Annotated in this window: 23 protein-coding genes and 1 tRNA gene; 13 read left to right on the forward strand and 11 right to left on the reverse strand. The window is 72.6% G+C overall.

The window, feature by feature from the left end; all coding sequences use genetic code 11:
* Window positions 1-29 precede the first annotated feature (29 nt).
* Window positions 30-362: a hypothetical protein gene (locus SERN_RS10195; protein ID WP_135850028.1), complete on the forward strand. Its 333-nt coding sequence runs from the start codon at window positions 30-32 to the stop codon at window positions 360-362.
* 41 nt (window positions 363-403) lie between these two features.
* Window positions 404-477 (forward strand) — tRNA-Val (locus tag SERN_RS10200).
* Window positions 478-498: 21 nt separating this feature from the next.
* Here SERN_RS10200 and SERN_RS10205 read toward each other — a convergent pair.
* The gene (locus SERN_RS10205) at window positions 499-876 is read right to left on the reverse strand and encodes a TraR/DksA family transcriptional regulator (RefSeq protein WP_233251610.1); all 378 of its coding nucleotides are present in this window, start codon (window positions 874-876) and stop codon (window positions 499-501) included.
* Complete coding sequence (locus SERN_RS10210) at window positions 873-1,805, reverse strand: aldo/keto reductase (protein WP_135850029.1); 933 nt, start codon at window positions 1,803-1,805, stop codon at window positions 873-875. The genes SERN_RS10205 and SERN_RS10210 overlap by 4 nt, the downstream gene beginning before the upstream one ends.
* Before the next feature lie 211 nt (window positions 1,806-2,016).
* Here SERN_RS10210 and SERN_RS10215 point away from each other — a divergent pair, with 211 nt between their 5' ends.
* Entirely contained in the window at window positions 2,017-4,284 is a 2,268-nt protein-coding gene (locus SERN_RS10215) for a glycoside hydrolase domain-containing protein (RefSeq protein WP_135850030.1), read from the forward strand.
* A 5-nt stretch (window positions 4,285-4,289) separates the two neighbouring features.
* A complete protein-coding gene (locus SERN_RS10220; protein ID WP_135850031.1) occupies window positions 4,290-5,648 on the forward strand; it encodes a glycosyltransferase in 1,359 nt (452 codons plus the stop codon).
* 25 nt (window positions 5,649-5,673) lie between these two features.
* Here the strand turns inward: SERN_RS10220 and ypfJ are convergent, their stop codons facing one another.
* Complete coding sequence (gene ypfJ / locus SERN_RS10225; protein WP_135850032.1) at window positions 5,674-6,576, reverse strand: KPN_02809 family neutral zinc metallopeptidase; 903 nt, start codon at window positions 6,574-6,576, stop codon at window positions 5,674-5,676.
* Window positions 6,577-6,732: 156 nt separating this feature from the next.
* Between ypfJ and SERN_RS10230 the strand changes: the two genes are divergently transcribed.
* Window positions 6,733-7,323: a biotin transporter BioY gene (locus SERN_RS10230; RefSeq protein ID WP_135850033.1), complete on the forward strand. Its 591-nt coding sequence runs from the start codon at window positions 6,733-6,735 to the stop codon at window positions 7,321-7,323.
* 16 nt (window positions 7,324-7,339) lie between these two features.
* On the opposite strand, the gene SERN_RS15980 is transcribed toward SERN_RS10230, so the two are convergent.
* On the reverse strand, window positions 7,340-7,471 hold the full coding sequence (locus SERN_RS15980) for a hypothetical protein (protein WP_269846137.1): 132 nt from the start codon (window positions 7,469-7,471) through the stop codon (window positions 7,340-7,342).
* 142 nt (window positions 7,472-7,613) lie between these two features.
* Between SERN_RS15980 and SERN_RS10235 the strand changes: the two genes are divergently transcribed.
* Window positions 7,614-9,212 carry an ABC-F family ATP-binding cassette domain-containing protein gene (locus SERN_RS10235; RefSeq protein ID WP_135850034.1) on the forward strand — a complete coding sequence of 533 codons (1,599 nt, stop codon included), beginning with the start codon at window positions 7,614-7,616 and terminating at the stop codon, window positions 9,210-9,212.
* A 37-nt stretch (window positions 9,213-9,249) separates the two neighbouring features.
* Here the strand turns inward: SERN_RS10235 and SERN_RS10240 are convergent, their stop codons facing one another.
* Genes SERN_RS10240 through SERN_RS10250 form a run of 3 tightly spaced genes read right to left on the reverse strand, consistent with a single transcriptional unit; the run spans window position 9,250 to window position 10,690 of the window.
* Entirely contained in the window at window positions 9,250-10,140 is an 891-nt protein-coding gene (locus SERN_RS10240; RefSeq protein ID WP_135850035.1) for an SURF1 family protein, read from the reverse strand.
* Complete coding sequence (locus tag SERN_RS10245) at window positions 10,137-10,379, reverse strand: hypothetical protein (RefSeq protein ID WP_199241590.1); 243 nt, start codon at window positions 10,377-10,379, stop codon at window positions 10,137-10,139. Before SERN_RS10245 ends, SERN_RS10240 begins: the two co-directional genes overlap by 4 nt.
* On the reverse strand, window positions 10,376-10,690 hold the full coding sequence (locus SERN_RS10250; RefSeq protein WP_135850036.1) for a DUF3099 domain-containing protein: 315 nt from the start codon (window positions 10,688-10,690) through the stop codon (window positions 10,376-10,378). Before SERN_RS10250 ends, SERN_RS10245 begins: the two co-directional genes overlap by 4 nt.
* A 103-nt stretch (window positions 10,691-10,793) precedes the next feature.
* Here SERN_RS10250 and fabG point away from each other — a divergent pair, with 103 nt between their 5' ends.
* The 3 genes from fabG to SERN_RS10265 all read left to right on the forward strand — a co-directional run bounded on the left by fabG (window position 10,794) and on the right by SERN_RS10265 (window position 12,869).
* Window positions 10,794-11,516 (forward strand): 3-oxoacyl-ACP reductase FabG, encoded by a 723-nt coding sequence (gene fabG / locus SERN_RS10255; RefSeq protein WP_233251611.1) that lies wholly within the window; start codon window positions 10,794-10,796, stop codon window positions 11,514-11,516.
* A gap of 72 nt (window positions 11,517-11,588) precedes the next feature.
* A complete protein-coding gene (fabI, locus tag SERN_RS10260) occupies window positions 11,589-12,356 on the forward strand; it encodes an enoyl-ACP reductase FabI (RefSeq protein ID WP_135850038.1) in 768 nt (255 codons plus the stop codon).
* The gene (locus SERN_RS10265; protein ID WP_233251612.1) at window positions 12,357-12,869 is read left to right on the forward strand and encodes a SixA phosphatase family protein; all 513 of its coding nucleotides are present in this window, start codon (window positions 12,357-12,359) and stop codon (window positions 12,867-12,869) included.
* A 13-nt stretch (window positions 12,870-12,882) separates the two neighbouring features.
* On the opposite strand, the gene SERN_RS10270 is transcribed toward SERN_RS10265, so the two are convergent.
* Genes SERN_RS10270 through glgC form a run of 3 tightly spaced genes read right to left on the reverse strand, consistent with a single transcriptional unit; the run spans window position 12,883 to window position 15,730 of the window.
* Window positions 12,883-13,776, reverse strand: a complete 894-nt coding sequence (locus tag SERN_RS10270; protein ID WP_135850039.1) for an aldo/keto reductase — start codon at window positions 13,774-13,776, stop codon at window positions 12,883-12,885.
* A gap of 41 nt (window positions 13,777-13,817) precedes the next feature.
* Entirely contained in the window at window positions 13,818-14,450 is a 633-nt protein-coding gene (gene serB / locus SERN_RS10275; RefSeq protein WP_135850040.1) for a phosphoserine phosphatase SerB, read from the reverse strand.
* Window positions 14,447-15,730, reverse strand: coding sequence for a glucose-1-phosphate adenylyltransferase (gene glgC, locus SERN_RS10280; RefSeq protein WP_135850041.1), 1,284 nt, complete (start codon window positions 15,728-15,730; stop codon window positions 14,447-14,449). Before glgC ends, serB begins: the two co-directional genes overlap by 4 nt.
* 140 nt (window positions 15,731-15,870) lie before the next feature.
* Between glgC and glgA the strand changes: the two genes are divergently transcribed.
* Window positions 15,871-17,109, forward strand: coding sequence for a glycogen synthase (glgA, locus tag SERN_RS10285; RefSeq protein WP_135850042.1), 1,239 nt, complete (start codon window positions 15,871-15,873; stop codon window positions 17,107-17,109).
* Window positions 17,110-17,151: 42 nt separating this feature from the next.
* On the opposite strand, the gene SERN_RS10290 is transcribed toward glgA, so the two are convergent.
* Entirely contained in the window at window positions 17,152-17,883 is a 732-nt protein-coding gene (locus SERN_RS10290; RefSeq protein ID WP_135850043.1) for a hypothetical protein, read from the reverse strand.
* A 66-nt stretch (window positions 17,884-17,949) separates the two neighbouring features.
* Here SERN_RS10290 and SERN_RS10295 point away from each other — a divergent pair, with 66 nt between their 5' ends.
* From SERN_RS10295 to SERN_RS10305, 3 genes are all read left to right on the forward strand, one after another.
* Complete coding sequence (locus tag SERN_RS10295; RefSeq protein WP_135850044.1) at window positions 17,950-18,762, forward strand: ABC transporter ATP-binding protein; 813 nt, start codon at window positions 17,950-17,952, stop codon at window positions 18,760-18,762.
* A 177-nt stretch (window positions 18,763-18,939) separates the two neighbouring features.
* A complete protein-coding gene (locus SERN_RS10300; protein WP_135850045.1) occupies window positions 18,940-19,491 on the forward strand; it encodes an NfeD family protein in 552 nt (183 codons plus the stop codon).
* A 31-nt stretch (window positions 19,492-19,522) separates the two neighbouring features.
* Complete coding sequence (locus SERN_RS10305) at window positions 19,523-20,722, forward strand: SPFH domain-containing protein (protein WP_135850046.1); 1,200 nt, start codon at window positions 19,523-19,525, stop codon at window positions 20,720-20,722.
* Window positions 20,723-20,806 lie beyond the last annotated feature (84 nt).

A 20,806-nucleotide genomic window follows, 5' to 3' on the forward strand; every position in this document is an offset into this window, starting at 1 on the left:
CCGCGATCGACCCACCTTGAGGGGACCCCATGTCCAAGCGCTCCATGTTCCTCGCCCTGCCCGTCGCCGTCGCGATGGTCCTGTCCGCCTGCGGTGGCGGCTCGGCCGCCGAGCGTCCCAGCGCCGACGAGATCGCCGACGTCCTCACGGAGGGCACCGAGGAGCTCGGCGGCGTCGCCGTCCCGCAGGAGCAGGCCGACTGCATCGCCGACGTCTTCGTCAACTCGGACCTCTCCGACGAGGCCCTGCGCGCCATGGTCGAGGGCGACGAGGACTACGAGGCCACGGACGAGGACGAGGCGGCGCTGACCGACCTGACCGCCGACCCCGCCATCGTGGAGTGCGTGACGCCGAGCAGCTGATCGTCCGGTGGCCCGCCCTCGTCGGCGGGCCACCGCACCGAGGGCCTATAGCTCAGCTGGTTAGAGCGCCACGTTTACACCGTGGATGTCGGGGGTTCGAATCCCTCTGGGCCCACCCGCGTCCCGACGCGTCGCCTCAGGCGTGACGGATGCAGCGCGACGCCGTCGGGCGCGCCTCGAGGCGCGCCTCGCCGATCGGCTCACCGCACACGTCGCACGTCCCGTAGGACCCGTCCTCCAGGCGTGCGAGGGCGTCGTCGATCTCCACCAGCCGCGCCGCGGCCTGCGTCGTCAGCGCCCGCAGCTGTTCGCGCTCGAACGCGATCGTCGCGCCCTCGGGGTCGTGCTCGTCGTCGAGGTTGGACCCCTGCGCCGCCCGGACGACGTCGTCCCGGCTGACGCCCAGGGCGTGCAGCCGGGACACGACGCCGTCGCGCAGGGCGAGCAGGCGCGCCCGCCCCGCGCCGACGGCGTCGACGGCGTGGTCGTCGTCGTGACGAACCTCGTCGATCACGGCACCGTGTAGCCCGCCGCGCGGAACAGCTCGTACCACTCGGCCCGCGTGAGCGGGAGGTCCGAGCCCTGCGCGGCCGCGGCGACGCGCTCCGGCGTCGTCGTCCCGAGAACGACCTGCATCTGCGCGGGGTGGCGCGTGATCCAGGCGACGGCGATGGCCTCGGCAGGCACGTCGTACTTCGCCTTCAGGCGGTCGACGACCGCGTTCAGCTCCGGGTAGCGCTCCGACCCCAGGAACGGCCCGTCGAAGAAGCCGGCCTGGAACGGCGACCAGGCCTGGACCGTGATGTCGTGCAGACGGCAGTAGTCCAGGATGCCGCCGTCGCGACCGATGGACTGGTCCAGCGCCTGCATGTTGGAGGCGACCCCCTGCGCGACGATCGGCGCGTGCGTGATCGACAGCTGCAGCTGGTTGGCCACGATCGGCTGCGTCACGAACTTGCGGAGCAGGTCGATCTGGCCGGGCGTCTGGTTCGAGACGCCGAACGACCGGACCTTGCCGGCGGCGGCGAGCTCGTCGAACGCGCGAGCGACCTCTTCGGGCTCCACGAGGGCGTCGGGACGGTGCAGCAGCAGGATGTCGATGTAGTCGGTCCCGAGCGCCTCGAGCGAGCCGTTGACCGACTCGACGATGTGCTCGTAGGAGAAGTCGAAGTACGGCCCGTCCGGGACGATGCCGGCCTTGGTCTGGATGACGAAGCCCTCGCGCTCGGAGGGGGTGAGGCGGAGCGCCTCCGCGAACCGCCGCTCGCAGCCGTGCAGCGGCGTGCCGTAGACGTCGGCGTGGTCGAGGAAGGTGATGCCCGCGTCGCGGGCCGTGCTCACGAGGGTGCGCACCTCGTCGTCGGTCTTGTCCTGGATGCGCATCAGTCCGAGGACGACGTTGGGCACCACCAGATCGGTGCCGGGCATGGGGAAGGTCTTCACAGCGCTGTCTCCTCGTCGAGTGGGCGAACCGTTCCACTGTAGGAGCCGCCATCCCGAGCGTGGCAGATCGGTGACCGTCGCTACCGCTGAGCCGCCTACTTCTTTGCATCCCGGCAGCGCAGTCTTTACCCGCCGGACACACGGCGCTCCTACATTCACGATCACGGGGGCAGCGCCTGCCCGCCGTCGTCAGCGAACGGAGGGGGCGTCAGTGCTCGATCACGTCGATCCGTTCATCGGGACGGGGTCCACGGACCTGCCGCCGCGGTCCGGCCTCGCCGCCACCTGGTGGTGGCCGAAGCCGCAGGTGGGCAACACCCACCCCGGCGCCACCTACCCGCTCGGGATGGTTTCGGCCTGCGCCTACTCGGGCGCCTATCCCACGGGCTACGGACGCTACGACCTCGGCACCGAGGGCCTTCCGGTGCCGCTCGCCGACACGTTGCGCGCCTCGGGCTTCACGCACTTCCAGCAGTCGGGCACCGGCGCGATCCGCAAGTACTACAACTACCTGCGCGTCACCCCGCTCCTCGCCCCGCTCGACGACCTCGGCCGCAGCTGGGAGATCGTCGAGGAGCAGGCGAGCGCCGGCTACTACCGCGCGGTGCTGGACAGCGGCGTGGTCGCCGAGCTGACGGTCGGCCCGAAGAGCGCGGTGCACCGGTACACGTTCCCCGCCCACCACGACGCGCGCGTGGTCGTCGACCTCTCGGTCGGCGGACTCGCGATCCCGTACGGCGAGACCGTGCCGCTGCGCGCGCACCTCCAGCACGTCGAACCCGGCGTCGCGTGCGGCGAGATCGTCGTGGAGGGGGCGCCGCTCGCGTTCCACCTCGAGTGCGACACCCCCGGCCTGCGCCAGCTCCTGTGGTACGACCGCCGCCTCATGCCCGGCGGCTCCCGCCTCGAGTTCTCCGACATCCGGCCCACCACGCTGCGGCCGTTCGGCGTCATGTGGGCCGGCCCGACGACGGCGGGCCAGGTCGTCGAGCTGCGCATCGGCTTCTCGCTCCGCGGTACGGAGCAGGCGGCCGCCAACCTGCGCACCGACCTCGCGCACGGCCGGACGGCGGACCCCGGCCCCGTCGTCGAGCGAGCCGGCGAGCTCGCCCCGACCGCCGTCCTGACCGGTCCGTCCGCGTTCGACACGCGGTGGGAGGCGACGCGCGAGGCCTGGGCCACCAACCTGGGCCGCGTCGAGGTCGAGGCGTCCCCGCGCCGCCGCGCGATCATGGCGACGGCGCTCTACCACTCGCTCATCAAGCCGTGCATCGCCGTCGACGAGAGTCCGTTCTGGCCGACCGACGGGCCGTTCGTGTTCGACCTGTGCACGCTCTGGGACGTCTACCGCACCCAGCTGCCCCTCCTCACGCTGCTGCGGCCGGACGCGAGCGTCGCGCTCGGCAACGCGCTGCTGCGGATCTGCGAGGAGGAGGGCAACTTCCCGATCGGCTACCGCATGGCGCGCGGCGCCGACCGGTTCTCCCGGCAGGCGAGCGCGCTCGCGCACACCCTCCTCGCCGACCTCAGCCAGCTCGGCGCGACGGGGATCGACTGGGACTGGGCGCTCGTGCACATGCAGGCCGACCTGCGCCGCACCTACGGCGAGGAGTACCTGCGCCAGGGAGTCACCCACCCGGTCAGCCACACGCTCGACCTCGCGTTCGGCTACTGGTGCACGCGCGCCGTCGCGCTGCGCCAGGGCGACACCGCGCTCGCGGCGGAGTCCGGACGGCTCGCGGCAGGCTGGCCCGCCGCGTACGACGCCGGGACCGGGCTGCTGCGGGCCTCCACCTTCTACGAGGGCGGTCCCTGGAACTACTCCTTCCGCCTGCTGCACGACATGGCTGGCCGCATCGACCTCGCCGGGGGAGACGCGGCGTTCACCGCCATGCTCGACGAGTTCTTCGGCTACGGCGCGGACCCCGTCACCCAGCCCGGCCTCGCACCGGACCTGGCGGAGATGACGGCGGGCTACGCCCTGCACCGGTTCGAGGGCCTGAACAACGAGCCGGACATGGAGGTGCCCTGGGCGTACATGTACGCCGGGCGCCCCGACCGCACGGCCGAGGTCGTGCACGGCGCCGTCCACCAGATGTTCGGTACGGGTCGCGGTGGTCTCGCCGGCAACGACGACTCCGGCGGTCTCTCGTCCTGGTACGTCTGGGCCTCGCTCGGGATCTTCCCCGTCGCCGGTCAGAACGTGTTCCTGCTGAACGCGCCGTCGTACGCCTCGGCCAGCCTCGCCGTCCCCGGCGGCCGGTTCCACATCCGCACCCGGGGCTTCCGCGAGGGCGAGGGCGAGGGTCCGCCACCGCTGCAGTACGTGGCGAGCGTCACGCTCGACGGCGCCCCCCTCGACCGCCCCTGGCTCACCGGCCAGGAGCTGCACGCCGGGGGCGAGCTCGTCGTCTCCCTCGCCGACCGCCCCACGTCCTGGGGCACCACCCACCGACCCCCGTCCACCCCCGAGAGGTGACCGAGATGTCCGCTGCTGCTCCCACCACCATCACGCCCGCCACCCCCACCGGGGCTGACGACGTGCTGCGGCGCTACCGCCGGCTCGTCATCGTCGTGCGCGCCGATCCGGTCATCTGCGGGCACTCGGTCGAGGCGCGCAACCTCGCCGAGGCCGCCCTGCTGCAGGGGTTCGAGGAGGTCACGATCCTCACGTGGCCGATCGACCGGCTCGAGGCAGCCGGCCTGCCGCTCAAGCCGCTGGACCGCGTGCTGCCGTACTCGCCAGGCATCACGGTCGAGCGGCCCGACCCGGTCGGGGACTACCGCGTGCCGGACGGCCGGTGGCAGGCGGGTCTCGTCGGCCGCCTGATCGAGCTGTTCACCGACGGCGTGCCGACCGTCTGCCTCTCGCTGTACCTCAGCCCCCACACGCTCGCCGTGACCGAGGCCGTGACCGCCGCGCGCCGGACGGGGCTGCCGGTCGACGTCGTCACGGTCGCCGAGGCCGTCGGCTCCGACATCACGAACGTCGTGCGCACGTGCGTGGCGCAGGGCCGCTTCGGCGCGGCGGCCCACGTCATGACGTCCTACCTGGCCAACGACGTCGTCGTGGCCGTCTCGGAGTACACCAAGGAGCTCATCATCAGCGCCGCAACCGAGATCGACGCGCTGCACGGCACGTCGTTCGCGGCCCAGTCCGCCGAGCGGGTCGCCATCTCCTACCCGGCCCTCGACACCGCCTCCTACCTCGGGGTCGACGACGCCGACGTGGCCGCCGTGCTCGCGCGGCGCGGTCTCGCCGACGCGCCGTACGTGCTGTTCCTCTCGCGCCTGACCGAGGCCAAGGGCGTGCCCGACCTCATCACCGGCTTCGAGCGGGCCACCGCGACGGCGACCGGGCCGGTCCGCCTGGTCATCGCGGGGCGAGGACCGCAGGAGGCGGAGATCCGGGCCCTCGCGGCGGCGTCACCGCTGGCGGACCGCATCCAGGTCCTGACCGACGTGCACGACGCCGAGAAGCCGGCTCTCATGCAGGGCGCGGTCGCGTTCGTGCTGCCCACGCTGCCGCGGCCGGAGTTCGTGGAGACGTTCGGCATCGCCGTCGTGGAGAAGATGCTCGCCGGCGGGGGAGTGGTCGCGACCACGACGACGGGCGGCGTGCCCGAGGCCGTCGGCGACACGGCCAAGATCATCGAGATCTCCGACCCGGACTCCGTCGCGCGCGTGCTGGACGAGGTCCTCGCGATGACCCCGGCCGAGCGCGAGGCGTGGGAGGCGCGCGCCCGCGCGTACGCGCTGCAGTTCGACCGCGCCGAGGTGCTGCGCAAGATCCTCGCGCTGGTCTCCCGCGAGGTCGGCGCGGCCGAGGCGGTCGCCGCCTGAGGGGTGCTGCGACCCGCGGGACCGGCTACAGGGCGTCGCCGACGGCGAAGGTGTCGCACGCCTGCAGCGTGCCCTGCGTCCGACCCGTCTCGAACCACGCCTTGCGCTGCTCCGACGAGCCGTGCGTCCACGTGTGCGGCGTGACCTCGCCGGAGAACGTCTCCTGGATGTGGTCGTCGCCGACGGCGGCCGCGGCCGAGAGGGCCTGGTCGATCTCGGCGTCCGTGGGGGCCAGGAGGTAGGAGTTGCCGTCAGCGTCCTTGGCGTCCACGGCGCCCTGCACCCACATCCCGGCGTAGCAGTCGGCCTGCAGCTCGAGGCGCACCGCGTCGGACGTCGGACCGGTCCCGGTGCGGTCGATCGCGTTCATCGTGCCGAGCTGGTTCTGGATGTGGTGACCGAACTCGTGGGCGACGACGTACAGCTCGCCGAGCGGGCCGCCGTCGGCCCCGAAGCGCGAGGTCAGCTCGTCGAAGAACGTGGTGTCGATGTACACCGTCGAGTCGGGCGGGCAGTAGAACGGGCCGACGGCGGAGGTCGCCGCGCCGCACCCGGTGGAGACGTTCCCGGTGAACAGCAGGAACTCGGGCAGCTGGTACTGCACGCCCGACTGGGCGGGGAGGGTCTCCTCCCAGTACTGGTCGAGCGAGAGGGCCGTCGCGTTCATGCGGCAGTCGATCTCGCGGTTGGCCTGGTCGCCGCCCTCGAGGCACTGCACGTAGGAGTCCTCACCCTGCTCCGGCTGGTACTGCCCCTGGCCCTCGCCGGTCAGCCCGGACAGGTCGACGTTCTGCCCCGTGAACACCTGGAACAGCAGGACCACGATCAGCCCGAGGCCACCGATCCCGCCGCCGACGGCGACCCCGCGACGTCCGCCGCCGCGCCGCACGCGGTTGCCGGAGATGTCTGCATCCTTGTTGAACGTCATGTGGCGCCCTCTCGTCTCGGCCGTCATCGTAGGCCCGTCCTCACCCGACGCGGCAGGGCCGTGGTGGCCGACTGTGGAGGTCCTACAACGCGACACCGGCCGATTGGTGCGCGGCGCGGCGTCGTACCGGGGGTCGCGGACCCCTACGGTTGTCGGGTGACCACAGCAGCAGCGCAGCAGCGCCCCGCCCCCCGCGTCCTCGCCGACGTCGTCGCCACGTCCCGCGTGCGCGACGTCCTGCTCGTCCTCGGCGGCACGGCCCTGGTGGCCGTCGCCTCGCAGATCGCGATCCCGCTCGGCTTCACGCCGATCCCGCTCTCGCTCGGCACGTTCGGGGTGCTCGTCGTCGGTGCGGCGCTCGGACCGGTGCGCGCGACGGCGTCGCTCGCCCTCTACCTCCTGGCCGGCGTCGCCGGTGTCGGCTGGTTCGCCGACGGCGCCTCGGGCTGGCAGTTCGCCTCCTTCGGCTACCTGCTCGGGTACGTCCTGGCCGCCGCGCTCGTGGGCGGCCTCGCACGTCGCGGCGGCGACCGCCGCCCGCTCGCGACGATCGGCCTCATGCTCGCCGGCGGCGTGGCCGTCTACGCGGCGGGGGTGCCGTGGCTGATGGCGTTCCTCGGCGTCGACCTCGCGACGGCGCTGGGCCTCGGCGTCACGCCGTTCCTGATCGGCGACGCGATCAAGGCCGTCGTGGCCGCGATCCTGCTCCCCGGCTCCTGGGCGCTGGTGGCACGCCTCCGCCGCTGACGGGGACCCGTCCTGCTCAGCCGCGTGACGAACCCTCGTCGCGCCCTCGACGCCACTCGCGGACGATGCGCAGCCCCAGCCAGACGAGGCCGACGAGGATCGCCACCAGGACGGCGGCCGTGGTGATGTGCCAGAGCTGGAGCCTCATGCTGGTGCCTTCGCGGTCGGGGTGAGGGCGGGTCGATCCGGGTCGGTCGGCGCTGTGCGTGTCGTCACGTTACCCAGGAATCCAGGGCCTGCGGGCACGGTCACGGTCCGAGCAGCGCCGCACGGACGTAGAATCGGTCCACGTGATCACCACCCAGTCCCTCGAGATCCGCATCGGCGCGCGCACGCTGCTGTCCGACGCCTCGTTCCGCATCGACTCGGGTGACCGGATCGGGCTCGTCGGCCGGAACGGTGCAGGCAAGACCACACTCACCAAGATCCTCGCGGGCGAGGGTCAACCGAGCGGCGGCCAGGTGATCCGGAGCGACGACGTCGGCTACCTCCCGCAGGACCCCCGCACCGGCGACCCCGACGTCCTGGCGCGCGACCGCGTCTTCTCCGCGCGCGGCCTGGACTCCACGATCCGCAACATGCGCAAGGCCGAGGAGCTCATGGCGTCGGGCTCGGCGGACGAGCGCGAGAAGGCGATGGAGCGGTACGGCCGGCTCGAGGCGACCTTCCTGTCCAAGGGCGGCTGGGCGGCCGAGGCCGAGGCCGCGACCATCACGAGCAACCTCGGGCTGCCCACGCGCGTGCTCGAGCAGCCGCTGCGCACCCTGTCGGGCGGTCAGCGCCGTCGCGTCGAGCTCTCGAGGATCCTGTTCTCCGGCGCGCAGACCCTGCTCCTGGACGAGCCCACGAACCACCTCGACGCCGACTCGATCGTCTGGCTGCGCGAGTACCTGCTCGCCTACCCCGGCGCGTTCGTGGTCATCTCCCACGACGCCGACCTGCTGCGCGCGACCGTGAACAAGGTGTTCCACCTCGACGCCAACCGCGGCGCGATCGACATCTACAACCTCAAGTGGGACGCCTACCTGCAGCAGCGCGAGACGGACGAGAAGCGCCGTCGCCGCGAGCGGGCCAACGCCGAGAAGAAGGCCGCGACGCTGTTCGCCCAGGCCGACAAGATGAAGGCGAAGGCCACCAAGGCCGTCGCGGCGCAGAACATGGCGCGCCGCGCCGAGCGCATGCTGACCGGCCTGGACGAGGTCCGCGCCGTCGACCGTGTCGCGAAGCTGCGCTTCCCCGACCCCGCGCCGTGCGGCAAGACCCCGCTGCGGGCGAGCGACCTGAGCAAGACCTACGGTTCGCAGGAGGTCTTCACCGGGGTCGACCTCGCGATCGACCGGGGCTCGCGCGTCGTCGTGCTGGGGCTCAACGGTGCCGGCAAGACCACGCTGCTGCGGATGCTCGGCGGCGTCGAGAAGCCCGACACGGGGCAGATCGAGCCGGGTCACGGCCTCAAGATCGGCTACTACGCGCAGGAGCACGAGACGCTCGACACCGCGGCGACCGTGGTGGAGAACCTCCGTCGCAACGCCCCTGACCTCACCGACACCCAGGTCCGCAGCGTGCTGGGTTCGTTCCTGTTCTCGGGCGACGACGCCGACAAGCTCGCCGGCGTGCTCTCCGGCGGTGAGAAGACGCGGCTCGCGCTGGCAGTGCTGGTCGTCTCCAGCGCGAACGTGCTGCTGCTCGACGAGCCCACGAACAACCTGGATCCCGCCAGCCGCGCCGAGATCCTCGGGGCCCTCAAGACGTTCGCGGGCGCCGTCGTCCTGGTCACGCACGACGAGGGTGCCGTCGCGGCGCTCGAGCCCGAGCGGGTCCTGCTGCTGCCCGACGGCGACGAGGACATGTGGAACGCGGGCTACGCGGACCTGATCTCGCTGGCCTGAGCCGCCTGAGCAGGACTGGAGCCCGGCCCGAGCAGGATCAGGAGGGGCCGGTGCGCTGGAGGCGCTCCGACGACGCAGCGGCCTCGGCCGCCTCGGCGGCGTCGAGGATCGCGTCCTCCTCGTCCGCCATCGTCGCCCGACGGCGGCGGGCCGGCACCGCGGTCGCCCCACCGCCCTCGGCGGCCGCTCGCGCCTCGGCGGCGTCGGCGTCGATCCGGCGCTTGAGGACGACGGCGGCAACGGGCAGCGCCGCTCCGAAGAACCACCACTGCAGCGCGTAGGACAGGTGCGAGCGCAGGCTCGTGTCGGGCTCGGGCAGCGAGCCGAGGACGCCCGAGGGCCGCGGATCGGCGATCATCCCGTAGGCGTTGGTCACGAGCGCGCCACCCAGGTCCGCGGCGTCGAGGCCCGACTGCTCGACCACGCTCGGCGGGTGCACGCGGAAGACCTCGCCGACTGGGTTCGAGCGCTCGTCGAGCGGCTCCTCGGCCCGCAGCCGGACCGTGATGGTCGTGGATCCGTCGGTGGGGACGTCGAGGGCCCCGTCGGGCACGACGCTGGTCTGGCGCCACCAGCCGCGGTCCACGACCAGCGCACGGGCGGGTGCCTCGTCGGTGAGGAACAGCGCCAGCGCGTGCGAGGCGTTGGCGTCCTGCACGGGGCGGTTGCGAAGCTGCACCCCCGAGGACTCGATCCACGTACCCGTGATCTCGACCGGCTGCCACACGCGCGCGGGGTCGAGGGCGTCCCCCGGCATCACCTCGGCGAGAGGCACGGGCGCGGCGTCGAAGTTCGACTCGATGACGTCGACCTGCGCGACGCGCTCCTGGTGGCGGTGGAGCTGCCAGAGGCCGAGGAAGCCGCACGCGACCGAACCCATCGCGATCAGCAGCACGATGCCGACGGCGCGCAGCCGGGCGTCGTTCACGACGCGTCCGTGCCGAGCGGGCGGTCCGACTGCTCGGCCCCGAGGGCGGTCACCTCGAGCGGGAAGGAGCGAGCGGCGAGGAAGTTGCGCAGGTGGTCGCGGTGGTCGTCGCACGCCACCCACTGCTTGCGACGCGCGGTGTCGTGGATGCGCGGGTTGCGCCACGAGATCACCCACACCGCAGCAGCGTTGCAGCCCTTCGAGCTGCAGATCACCTCGGGGCCGACCGTCGTGCTCACGGCGCCTCGTGCCGCGGCGGGTTCGGGCGGTACTCCGGCGTCGGCTCGTGGGGGAGCGCGCCGGTGTCGAGCAGGTGCATCGTGTCGTCGGACCGGCGTCGCTTGCTGCCAGCGTTGGCCAGCACCACCGCGATGTACGGAAGAACGACGGCGCCGACCGCGAAGGTCCAGCGCAGCCACCCCTCGGTGAAGACGGCGGCGAAGAAGCACACCACCCGGATGCTCATCATGATCGTGTACCGCATCGCACGACCCGAGACGTCCTGGTCGCGCGACCGCCCCGCGGACGTGATCGACTGGACCGGTTCCATCCTTCGAGCGTACGCCGGTTACCCCGGGATGCCGCCCACGGAACGGGGGTCCACCCGGCGGGCTCACGAGGGTCGGACGGGGGTGGTCCGGTAGATTGTCCCGGTGCCTCCCGAGACCCGCCCGCCCCGTACCGTCGTCGTCACCGGAGCCACCCGTGGCATCGGGCGCGCCATCGCCGAGCGCTTCGTCGCCGCGGGTGACAACGTGGCCACCCTCTCCCGGGGCAGCGAGGTGCCCGACGGCGTCCTCGCGGTTCCGGGTGACGTCACCGACTCCGCGGCCGTCGACGCCGGCTTCACCGCGATCGAGGAGCGGTTCGGCCCCGTCGAGGTGCTCGTGGCCAACGCCGGCATCACGCGCGACGGGCTCCTCATGCGGATGAGCGACGACGACTTCGACGCCGTGCTCGACGTCAACCTCGTCGGCGCCTTCCGGTGCGCCCGGCGCGCGAGCAAGGGGATGATCCGGCAGCGCCGCGGCCGCATCATCCTCATCTCCTCGGTCGTCGGGCTGTACGGCGGTCCCGGCCAGGTCAACTACGCCGCCAGCAAGGCGGGCCTCGTCGGCGTCGCACGGTCGATCACGCGCGAGCTCGGCGGCCGCGGCATCACCGCCAACGTCGTGGCTCCCGGGTTCATCCAGACCGCGATGACCGACGCGCTCCCGCAGGCGCAGCAGGACTCCTACCTCGCCGCGATTCCCGCCGCCCGCTTCGCGCAGGCGAGCGAGGTCGCGGGTGTCGTGGAGTTCCTCGCGGGTCCCGACGCCGGGTACATCTCCGGCGCCGTCATCCCCGTCGACGGCGGCCTCGGAATGGGGCACTGACGCAGCCACCCGCCGACCGCACCCGCACCCGCACCCGACCACCTCGCTCCACCCGAACCACCGGAGGACCCCATGGGCCTGCTCGACGGCAAGACTCTCCTGATCACCGGCGTCCTGACCAACGCCTCGATCGCCTTCCACGCCGCGCGGCTGGCGCAGGAGGAGGGCGCCGAGGTGATCCTGTCCTCCTTCGGCCGCCAGGCGAAGCTCACGCAGCTGGCCGCCAAGCGCCTCCCGCGCCCGGCACCGGTCGTCGAGCTCGACGTGACCGACGCCGAGCACCTCGCCGGGCTCGAGGCCGCCGTGCGCGAGCACACCGACCGGCTCGACGCCGTCGTGCACTCCATCGGCTTCGCGCCGCAGAGCGTCATGGGCGGGCGGTTCCTCGAGGCCGAGTGGCCCGACGTCGCCACCGCCGTCGAGGTCTCCGCGTTCTCCCTCAAGTCGCTGGCCGTGGCAGCCGCGCCGCTGCTGAGCGAGGGTGGCTCCGTCGTCGGGCTGACCTTCGACGCCCGCTTCGCGTGGCCCGTCTACGACTGGATGGGCGTCGCGAAGGCCGCGTTCGAGGCCACGTCGCGCTACCTCGCGCGGGACCTGGGGGAGCGCAACATCCGCGTCAACCTCGTCTCCGCCGGTCCGATCAAGACGACGGCGGCGCGCTCGATCCCCGGGTTCGAGCAGATGGAGAGCAACTGGTCCGAGCGGGCGCCGCTGGGCTGGGACTCGAAGGACCCCGAGCCGGCCGCGCGCGCCGTCGTCGCGCTCTGCTCGGACTGGTTTCCCGCGACGACCGGCGAGATGGTGCACGTCGACGGCGGTTTCCACGCGATGGGTCAGTAGGTGACCTCGCCCCGCACGCTCGTCCTGATGCGGCACGCGAAGGCCGAGGGCCACGCGAGCGCGGACGAGCTGCGGGTGCTGGCACCGTCGGGCAGGCGGCAGGCCACCGCGGCCGGTGCGGCGATGGCCGCCGACGGTCTGCGGTTCGACGCCGCGCTCGTCTCGAGCGCGGTCCGCACGCGTCAGACGTGGGAGCTGGTCGCGGAGCGGCTCTCCGGCGCGCCGACCGCCGAGGTGCGCGACGACCTCTACGACGCGACGGCGCGCACCGCCCTGGAGGTGCTGCGACACGTCGAGGACGGCGTCGCGACGCTGCTGGTCGTCGGCCACGAGCCGGTGATGAGCTCGCTCGCGCTGCTGCTCGCGGGGCCGGGATCGGAGCACCTGCACGAGGTCCGTGCCGGTGTCCCGACTGCAACGCGCTGCATCCTGGCCGTCCCGTCGTCCTGGGCCGATCTCGCGCCGCGGTCGGCCGTCCTCACGGCCGTGGTGCGGACGGCCGCCGACTCCTAGTCCTCGAGCTCGATCAGTCCTCGAGCTCGATCCCGAGCGAGTCCGAGCAGCGACGCAGCTCCTCGCCCGAGAGCTCCAGGTCGGCGGCGAGGGCCGAGTCCTGGATCGAGGTCGTCCGGCGCGCGCCGGGGATCGGGATCACGTGCTCGCCGAGCGAGAGCTCCCAGGCCAGGACGACCTGCTGGGGGCTGACGCCGTGCTCCCGCGCGATGTCGGCGAACACGGAGAATCGCGTCCCGACGTCGCGCGCTCCGCCGCCCGTCCCACCGAGCGGGCTCCACGGCAGGAACGCGACGCCGAGGCGGCCGCAGTGGACCAGCTCGGAGTAGCTCCCCGGATGGCGCGGGGAGAACTCGTTCTGGACGCTGACGAGGCCCGCGCCCAGCACCTCGCGGGCGATGTCGATCTCCTCGGCGTTGGCGTTCGAGATGCCGACGGCGGTCACGAGACCCTCCTCGAGGAGCGCCGCGTAGCTCTCGATCGACTCGGCGTAGACCATCGAGCGGTCCGGCCGGTGGTACTGGAACACGTCGATCCTGTCGACACCGAGGTTGGCCAGCGAGCGCTCGACGGCGCCGCGCACGTAGCCGCGCGACGCGTCGCGCGTGCGCACCTCGCCCTCGCCGCGCACGATCCCGGTCTTGGTCGCGATCACGAGTGCTGAGGAGTCGCCGTCCCACGTGCGCACGGCGTCGCCGACGATGCGCTCGTTGTGTCCGGTGGTGTCCCAGGTCGGCGCGTACACGTCGGCCGTGTCGATGAGGGTCACGCCGGCGTCGAGCGCGGCGTGCACCGTGGCGCGGGCCTCGTCGGGCGAGGGGTAGACCTGGTCGTTGTTCATGGACAGCGGCATCGCGCCGAGTCCGACGGCGGAGACGGTGAACGGGCCGAGCGTGCGCTGCTTCACGGGGACCTCCGTGGTCGGCGGTGGGGAGTGGCGGAGCCGCGTCAGCGCAGGAGGTCGACGACGCCGGTCAGCGAACCGCTGACGGCGTGGTCGGCCTGGGCGGCGACGACGGGTTTGGCGTTGTAGGCGATGCCGGTCCCGGCCGCCGCGATCATGTCGAGGTCGTTCGCGCCGTCGCCGATCGCGACCGTGTCGGCGAGGTCGATGCCCTCGGCCTCCGCGTACTCGCGCAGCGCCGTCGCCTTGGCCGCCCTGTCCACGACCGGCCCGGTCACGCGACCGGTGAGGCGTCCGTCGGAGACCTCGAGCGCGTTCGCGCGCGCCCGCGTGATCCCGTACGAGCGGGCCAGCGGTTCCACGATCTCGATGAACCCGCCCGACACCAGGGCGAGCGGCCAGTCCCGCTCGGCGAGGAAGGCGACCAGCTCGGGCGCTCCGGGCGAGACGGTCACCGTGGCCCGCACCTCGTCGAGCACCGACGTCGGCAGCCCCGCGAGCGTCGCCACCCTGGCGTGCAGCGACGCCGCGAAGTCGAGCTCGCCGCGCATCGCGGCCTCCGTGATCGCCGCCACCTCGGCGCGCGACCCGGCGTGCTCGGCCAGGAGCTCGATCACCTCGGCGGTGATGAACGTGGAGTCCACGTCCATCACCACGAGGCGTCGCGTCGAGGTCACGCCCCCAGTCTCCGACCGAAGGCGTACGGGGTCACGCTGTCCACGCCCACGCGCGTGCCCTTCGGAACCACGGTGATCCCCGACGGCGTCACGGTGAATCCGCGGGCGAGGTCGATCTCGCGGTTGAGGCCGACGCTCGCGCCCTCCTCGATGACGACGAACTTGTCGAGGATCGCCCGATTCACGTGGGCTCGGCGAGCGATCGTGACGCTGTCGAGGATGACGGAGTTGTCCACGCGCGACCACGAGTTGAGCTTCGTGTGGGGTGAGAGGACCGACCCGTGCACCTCGGCCCCCGAGACGACGACCCCGGGGGAGATGATCGAGTCGACCGCGAGCCCGACGCGCTCCGGGGAGGAGTGCACGAACTTGGCGGGCGGCAGCCCGGTGTACCCGGTGAACATGGGCCAGTCGTCGTTGTACAGGTTGAAGACCGGCTCGATGTTGATGAGGTCCATGTTGGCCTCGAAGTAGGCGTCGATCGTCCCGACGTCGCGCCAGTAGTTCCGGTCGCGGTCGCTGGACCCGGGGACGTCGTTCTCGATGAAGTCGTACAGCGCTGCCTCGCCCCGCTCCACGAACGCCGGCACGATGTCGCCGCCCATGTCGTGGCGGGTGTCGTCGCGCTCCGCGTCGCGGCGGACGGCGTCCACCAGCGCGTCGGCGTCGAAGACGTAGTTGCCCATGGAGGCGAGGACCTCGTCGGGGGAGTCGGCCAGCCCCTCGGCGCTGGTGGGCTTCTCCAGGAACGCCTTGATCCGGCGCGGGTCGGCGGGGTCGGCCTCGATCACGCCGAACTGGTCGGCCAGGGACCGCGGCTGGCGGATGCCGGCCACGGTGAGCTTCGCGCCGGAGGCGATGTGCGCATCGACCATCTGCGAGAAGTCCATGCGGTAGATGTTGTCCGCACCCACGACCACGACGATGTCGGGACGCTCGTCGTCGAGCAGGTTCAGGCTCTGGTAGATCGCATCGGCGCTGCCGAGGTACCAGTTCTTGCCCATGCGCTGCTGCGCCGGGACCGGCACCACGTAGTTGCCGAGCATGCGCGACATGTCCCACGTCTTGGCGATGTGCCGGTCGAGGCTGTGGGACTTGTACTGCGTGAGCACGACGATGTGCAGGAAGTGGCTGTTCACGAGGTTGGACAGCGCGAAGTCGATGAGGCGGTAGATGCCCCCGAAGGGGACGGCCGGCTTTGCCCGATCAGCAGTGAGGGGCATGAGGCGCTTACCCTCGCCGCCGGCGAGGACGATTGCGAGGACGCGTTTTGCTGCCATGTTCCGACCCTAGGGGTTGAACGGCCGTTCGTGCCACGCGTGTCGGGCTGAAGCAGGCACCCGTCTCGACCTGCGGCGACGCGAGGGCCAGCGTCCGAGATGTGGCGCACCTCACGGCGTCGACCTGGCAGGATCGCGACATGCGCGTCGACCTCCTCACCCGTGAGTACCCGCCCCACGTCTACGGGGGTGCCGGCGTCCACGTGACCGAGCTGGCCGCCGTCCTGGCGGAGAGCACCGACGTCCGCGTCCGGTGCTTCGACGGTCCGCGCGACGGCGCTCCGAGCGGTCCCGGCCTGCCGACCGTGACAGGGTACTCGGCCGATCCCGCGCTCGCGGGGGCCAACGCGGCGCTCGGCACCTTCGGCGTCAACCTGCCCATGGCGCAGGACGTGGCGGGTGCCGATCTGGTGCACTCCCACACCTGGTACGCGAACCTCGCGGGGCACCTGGCCGGGCTCCTGCACGGCGTCCCGCACGTGCTCTCCGCGCACAGCCTGGAGCCGCTGCGGCCGTGGAAGGCCGAGCAGCTCGGCGGCGGCTACGCGCTGTCCAGCTGGGCCGAGCGCACCGCCTACCACGGTGCGGCAGGCGTGATCGCGGTCAGCGCCGGGATGCGTGCCGACATCCTGCGGTCCTACCCCGACGTCGACCCCGACCGCGTGCACGTGGTCCACAACGGCATCGACCTGACGAGCTGGGCGCGGCCGACCGGCGACGACGGCGCGCTGACCCCCCGTGCCCTCGAGCTCGCGCGGGCCAGGGGGATCGACCCGGAGAAGCCGGCGGTGGTCTTCGTCGGCCGCATCACGCGGCAGAAGGGGCTGCCCTACTTCCTGCGTGCCGTGCGGCGGCTGCCCTCGGACGTGCAGGTCGTGCTGTGCGCCGGGGCGCCCGACACCCCGGAGATCATGGCCGAGGTGACGGCGCTGGTCGAGGGTCTGGCCACCGAGCGCGAGGGCGTGGTGTGGATCCCCGACATGCTGCCGCGCGAGGAGCTGGTCGCGGTGCTCGCGGCCTGCACCGTCTTCGTGTGCCCGTCGATCTACGAACCGCTCGGCATCGTCAACCTCGAGGCCATGGCCGTGGGCCTGCCGGTCGTCGCCTCGGCCACCGGCGGCATCCCCGAGGTGGTCGACGACGGCGTCACCGGCCTGCTGGTCCAGCTCGAGCAGGAGACCGACGGGACGGGCACGCCGCTCGACCCCGACCGCTTCGAGGCCGACCTCGCCGCGGCCCTGACCGCGGTGACGAGCGACCCCGAGCGTGCCGCCGCCATGGGCGCGGCGTCGCGCCGCCGGGTCGAGGACCACTTCGCGTGGCGCGCGATCGGCGAGCGGACGCTCGAGGTCTACCGCACGGTGCTCGAGAGCGTCTGACGCAGGTCACGGGTGACGGGCCCGGGCTCCCGGGTCGTCGGGTCAGGCCGGGGGCACCGCGTGCGCCGTCGCCACGCCGACGGCGGTCCGCGCCGCGCGAGCGAGGTCGCGCAGCACCGCGCTGCGGGCGTTCATCTGGTTGGCCGTGACGGCCGCGCCGTCGTCCTCGTCGGCCAGGCGGGCGATCTCCAGCACGCGGAGCGCGCGCACGAGCAGGTCGGAGCGGCGCTCGTCGAGGCGGTAGGTGAGGGCCTCGGTGCGCCGGTCCGGAGGGCCGCTGAGGTCGAGGAACGCCTCCCGCAGCTCGGGCCGCTCGCGCGCGACGTCGAGCGCGGTGAGCTCGTCGACGGCGGTGGCCAGAGCCTCGGTCAGCGCGAGGCGGGCCTCGCCGGGGCTGGCGGACGGACCGCGCGTGCCCGCGCCGTCGTGCTGCCGCCACCGCACCATGACACCGGGCTCGAGCTCCGAACCGAACGGGATGACGTCGGGGACCAGCACCGTGGTGCCGTCCGCGTGCTGGACGACGACGGCCTCACCGGCGTCCGCGGCCGCGGCGGCCACCCCGGGCGGCAGGCCCTGCGGATCGCCCGGCACGGGCACGAGCGCCCAGACGGCGCGCGCGTCGACGTCGGCCAGGGACTCCAGCAGGGGCACGGCACCGAGGGTGTGGGGCTCGTCGTCGCCGAACAGCAGCATCCCGGTGCGCGGGCCGTTGCGCTCCGACCACAGCAGCGCGAGGGCGACGGAGCGGGGGAGGAGGCGGTCGGCGTGCACGTGACCAACCTACGACGCGGCACTCTCCTGCACGCCCGTCGGCCGTCGCCTGGGTAGGGTCGGAGCATGGCCTCGGTTCTCCAGCTCGACGACGTGACGGTTCGACGCGGAGGGCGCGACATCGTGTCCCACCTGACGTGGGAGGTCGCCGACGGCGAACGCTGGGTCGTGCTGGGCCGCAACGGTGCCGGCAAGACCACGCTGGTGCAGCTCGCGGCCGCCCGCCTCCACCCGACCACCGGGACGGTCGACGTGCTCGAGGAGCGCCTCGGCAAGGTCGACATCTTCGAGCTCCGCCCCCGCATCGGGCTCGCGAGCGCGGCCCTGGCGGAGCACATCCCCGCGGACGAGAGCGTGCTCGACGTCGTGCTGACCGCCTCCTACGGCGTCACCGGCCGGTGGCGCGAGACGTACGAGGACCTGGACTCCGAGCGCGCCGAGGCGCTGCTCGCGGCGTTCGGCATGGCCTCCATGACGCAGCGGACCTACGGCACGCTGTCCGAGGGCGAGCGCAAGCGCACCCAGATCGCGCGCGCGCTGATGACCGACCCCGAGCTGCTGCTGCTGGACGAGCCCGCCGCCGGGCTCGACCTCGGCGGTCGCGAGGAGCTCGTCGCCGCGCTGGCCGAGCTCGCGGCCGACGACCGCTCCCCGGTGCTCGTGGTCGTCACGCACCACGTCGAGGAGATCCCGCCCCACTTCACGCACGCGCTCCTGCTGCGCGACGGCGGGGTGCAGGCGGCCGGCCCGCTCGAGGAGGTCCTCACGGCGGAGCACCTGAGCGCGACGTTCGGGGTCGACCTCGAGGTCGCCCACAGCGACGGTCGCTGGAGCGCGCGGGCAGCCGCGGCCGGCTCGCGGGGTCGCCGCAGCGCCTGACCTCGCGCCCTCGCACGCCCACCACCGAACCCGCGCGTCGAACCCGGGCACCGAATCCGTGCACCCGATGCCTTGACCAATCCTTTACGCTAGAGGGGCGGCGCGGCACGAATGCTGTCGCCGAGGACGGGTCGACCGACCCACCTCGACGTCCGACGCACCCCGGAGGTGAGCACGATGGAGTGGTACTGGTGGCTGGCTCTCAGCCTGATCCTCGGGGTCGTGGAGGTCCTGATCGTCGACCTGCTGTTCCTGATGTTCGCCGGCGGTGCCCTCGCCGCGACGATCGCGGCGGCGCTCGGCGCCCCGCTGGCCGTCCAGGTGGCCGTCTTCGCCGTCGTCTCGGTCCTGCTCCTCGTGGCCATCCGCCCCTGGGCGCTGCGCCGCTTCAAGAAGGAGGAGCCCGAGACGGCGACCAACATCTCCGCCCTCGTCGGGCGCAGCGCGATCGTGCTGGTCGCCACCTCCGGCGTCGCCGGCCGCGTGAAGCTGATGGGCGAGGTCTGGACGGCTCGGTTCGACGGCGCCGGCGTCCTCCCGGTGGGCACACCGGTCGAGGTCGTCGCGATCGACGGCGCGACGGCCGTCGTCGCCCCCACCGACGTCGTCCCCGGCGTCGGCACGAGCGACGCGAGCCCCTCGGGCGGCTACGGCTCCCCGCCGAGCGGCCCCGCGGCCCCGGCGTACCCGCCCGGCTACCCGACCTCCGCGCCGCCCGCGCAACCCTGAACCTGCTCACCAACCGAGGGAAGGACTCCCTGTGGAACCCCAGACCATCTTCGGCGTCGTCGTCCTGGTCCTGCTGGCCATCTTCGTCGTCACCGCCATCGCGAGGTCCGTCCGGATCGTGCCGCAGGCCGTCGCGCTCATCGTGGAGCGGCTCGGTCGCTACAACGCCACGATGTACGCCGGCCTGCACTTCCTGATCCCGTTCGTCGACCGCGTCCGCGCCGGCGTCGACCTGCGTGAGCAGGTCGTCTCGTTCCCGCCGCAGCCCGTGATCACCTCGGACAACCTCGTGGTGAGCATCGACACCGTCATCTACTTCCAGGTCACCGACCCCAAGTCGGCGACCTACGAGATCGCCAACTACATCACCGGTATCGAGCAGCTGACCGTGACGACGCTGCGCAACGTCATCGGTTCGATGGACCTCGAGCAGACCCTGACCAGCCGCGACCAGATCAACGGCCAGCTGCGCGGCGTCCTCGACGAGGCGACCGGACGCTGGGGCATCCGCGTCAACCGCGTGGAGCTCAAGGCGATCGACCCGCCGCAGAGCGTGCAGGGCTCGATGGAGCAGCAGATGCGCGCCGAGCGAGACCGTCGCGCGGCGATCCTGACCGCCGAGGGTGTCAAGCAGTCGCAGATCCTCACGGCCGAGGGTGAGAAGCAGTCCGCGATCCTGCGGGCCGAGGGTCAGGCGCAGTCCGCGATCCTGCGCGCCCAGGGTGAGTCCAAGGCGATCACGCAGGTGTTCGACGCCATCCACCGCGGCGACGCCGACCCGAAGCTGCTGGCCTACCAGTACCTGCAGATGCTGCCGCAGATCGCCAACGGCACCTCGAGCAAGATGTGGATCGTCCCGACCGAGTTCACGGCCGCGCTCAACGGCATCGCGGGGGCGTTCGGCGTCAACCCGACGTCGGGGCCGCCGTCGGGCGACGACGGTGAGCACGACGGGCGCAGGGAGACCGCCACCGAGCGCGCGCGCCGCGAGGCGGTCGACGCCGAGGACGACCCGTTCGCGGGCACCGCGCTGCAGGACCCGGCCGAGGCGCTGGCGCAGGCTCGCAGCTCCGCGAGCGCCGCCTCCGGCGAGGCCCGCGAGTCCGGCACGCTGTCGGGTCGCCCGCGCGACGCCGGCTTCGAGACCGGCCAGCTGCCGGCGGGGGAGACCCCGCCGCCCGTGCAGGGCTTCGAGGAGCCGGGCGGGATCCCGCCGCGTCCCACGGAGTGAGGTAGGGGCGCACGCGCCACGTCAGCCGAGCACGCCACAGGGGCCGTCATCCACCGGATGACGGCCCCTGTCGCGTGTGGGGCG

The sequence above is a fragment of the Serinibacter arcticus genome, from assembly GCF_004786095.1.
GTDB classification, from domain to species: domain Bacteria; phylum Actinomycetota; class Actinomycetes; order Actinomycetales; family Beutenbergiaceae; genus Litorihabitans; species Litorihabitans arcticus.

Excerpts from the sequence above, each read along its gene's own strand:
- SERN_RS10295 (WP_135850044.1), top strand. The coding sequence starts at position 17,950 with ATGGCCTCGGTTCTCCAGCTCGACGACGTGACGGTTCGACGCGGAGGG.
- glgC (WP_135850041.1), bottom strand. The coding sequence starts at position 15,730 with ATGGCAGCAAAACGCGTCCTCGCAATCGTCCTCGCCGGCGGCGAGGGT.
- glgA (WP_135850042.1), top strand. The coding sequence starts at position 15,871 with ATGCGCGTCGACCTCCTCACCCGTGAGTACCCGCCCCACGTCTACGGG.
- fabI (WP_135850038.1), top strand. The coding sequence starts at position 11,589 with ATGGGCCTGCTCGACGGCAAGACTCTCCTGATCACCGGCGTCCTGACC.
- ypfJ (WP_135850032.1), bottom strand. The coding sequence starts at position 6,576 with ATGACGTTCAACAAGGATGCAGACATCTCCGGCAACCGCGTGCGGCGC.
- SERN_RS10300 (WP_135850045.1), top strand. The coding sequence starts at position 18,940 with ATGGAGTGGTACTGGTGGCTGGCTCTCAGCCTGATCCTCGGGGTCGTG.
- SERN_RS10250 (WP_135850036.1), bottom strand. The coding sequence starts at position 10,690 with ATGGAACCGGTCCAGTCGATCACGTCCGCGGGGCGGTCGCGCGACCAG.
- SERN_RS10195 (WP_135850028.1), top strand. The coding sequence starts at position 30 with ATGTCCAAGCGCTCCATGTTCCTCGCCCTGCCCGTCGCCGTCGCGATG.
- SERN_RS10220 (WP_135850031.1), top strand. The coding sequence starts at position 4,290 with ATGTCCGCTGCTGCTCCCACCACCATCACGCCCGCCACCCCCACCGGG.
- SERN_RS15980 (WP_269846137.1), bottom strand. The coding sequence starts at position 7,471 with ATGAGGCTCCAGCTCTGGCACATCACCACGGCCGCCGTCCTGGTGGCG.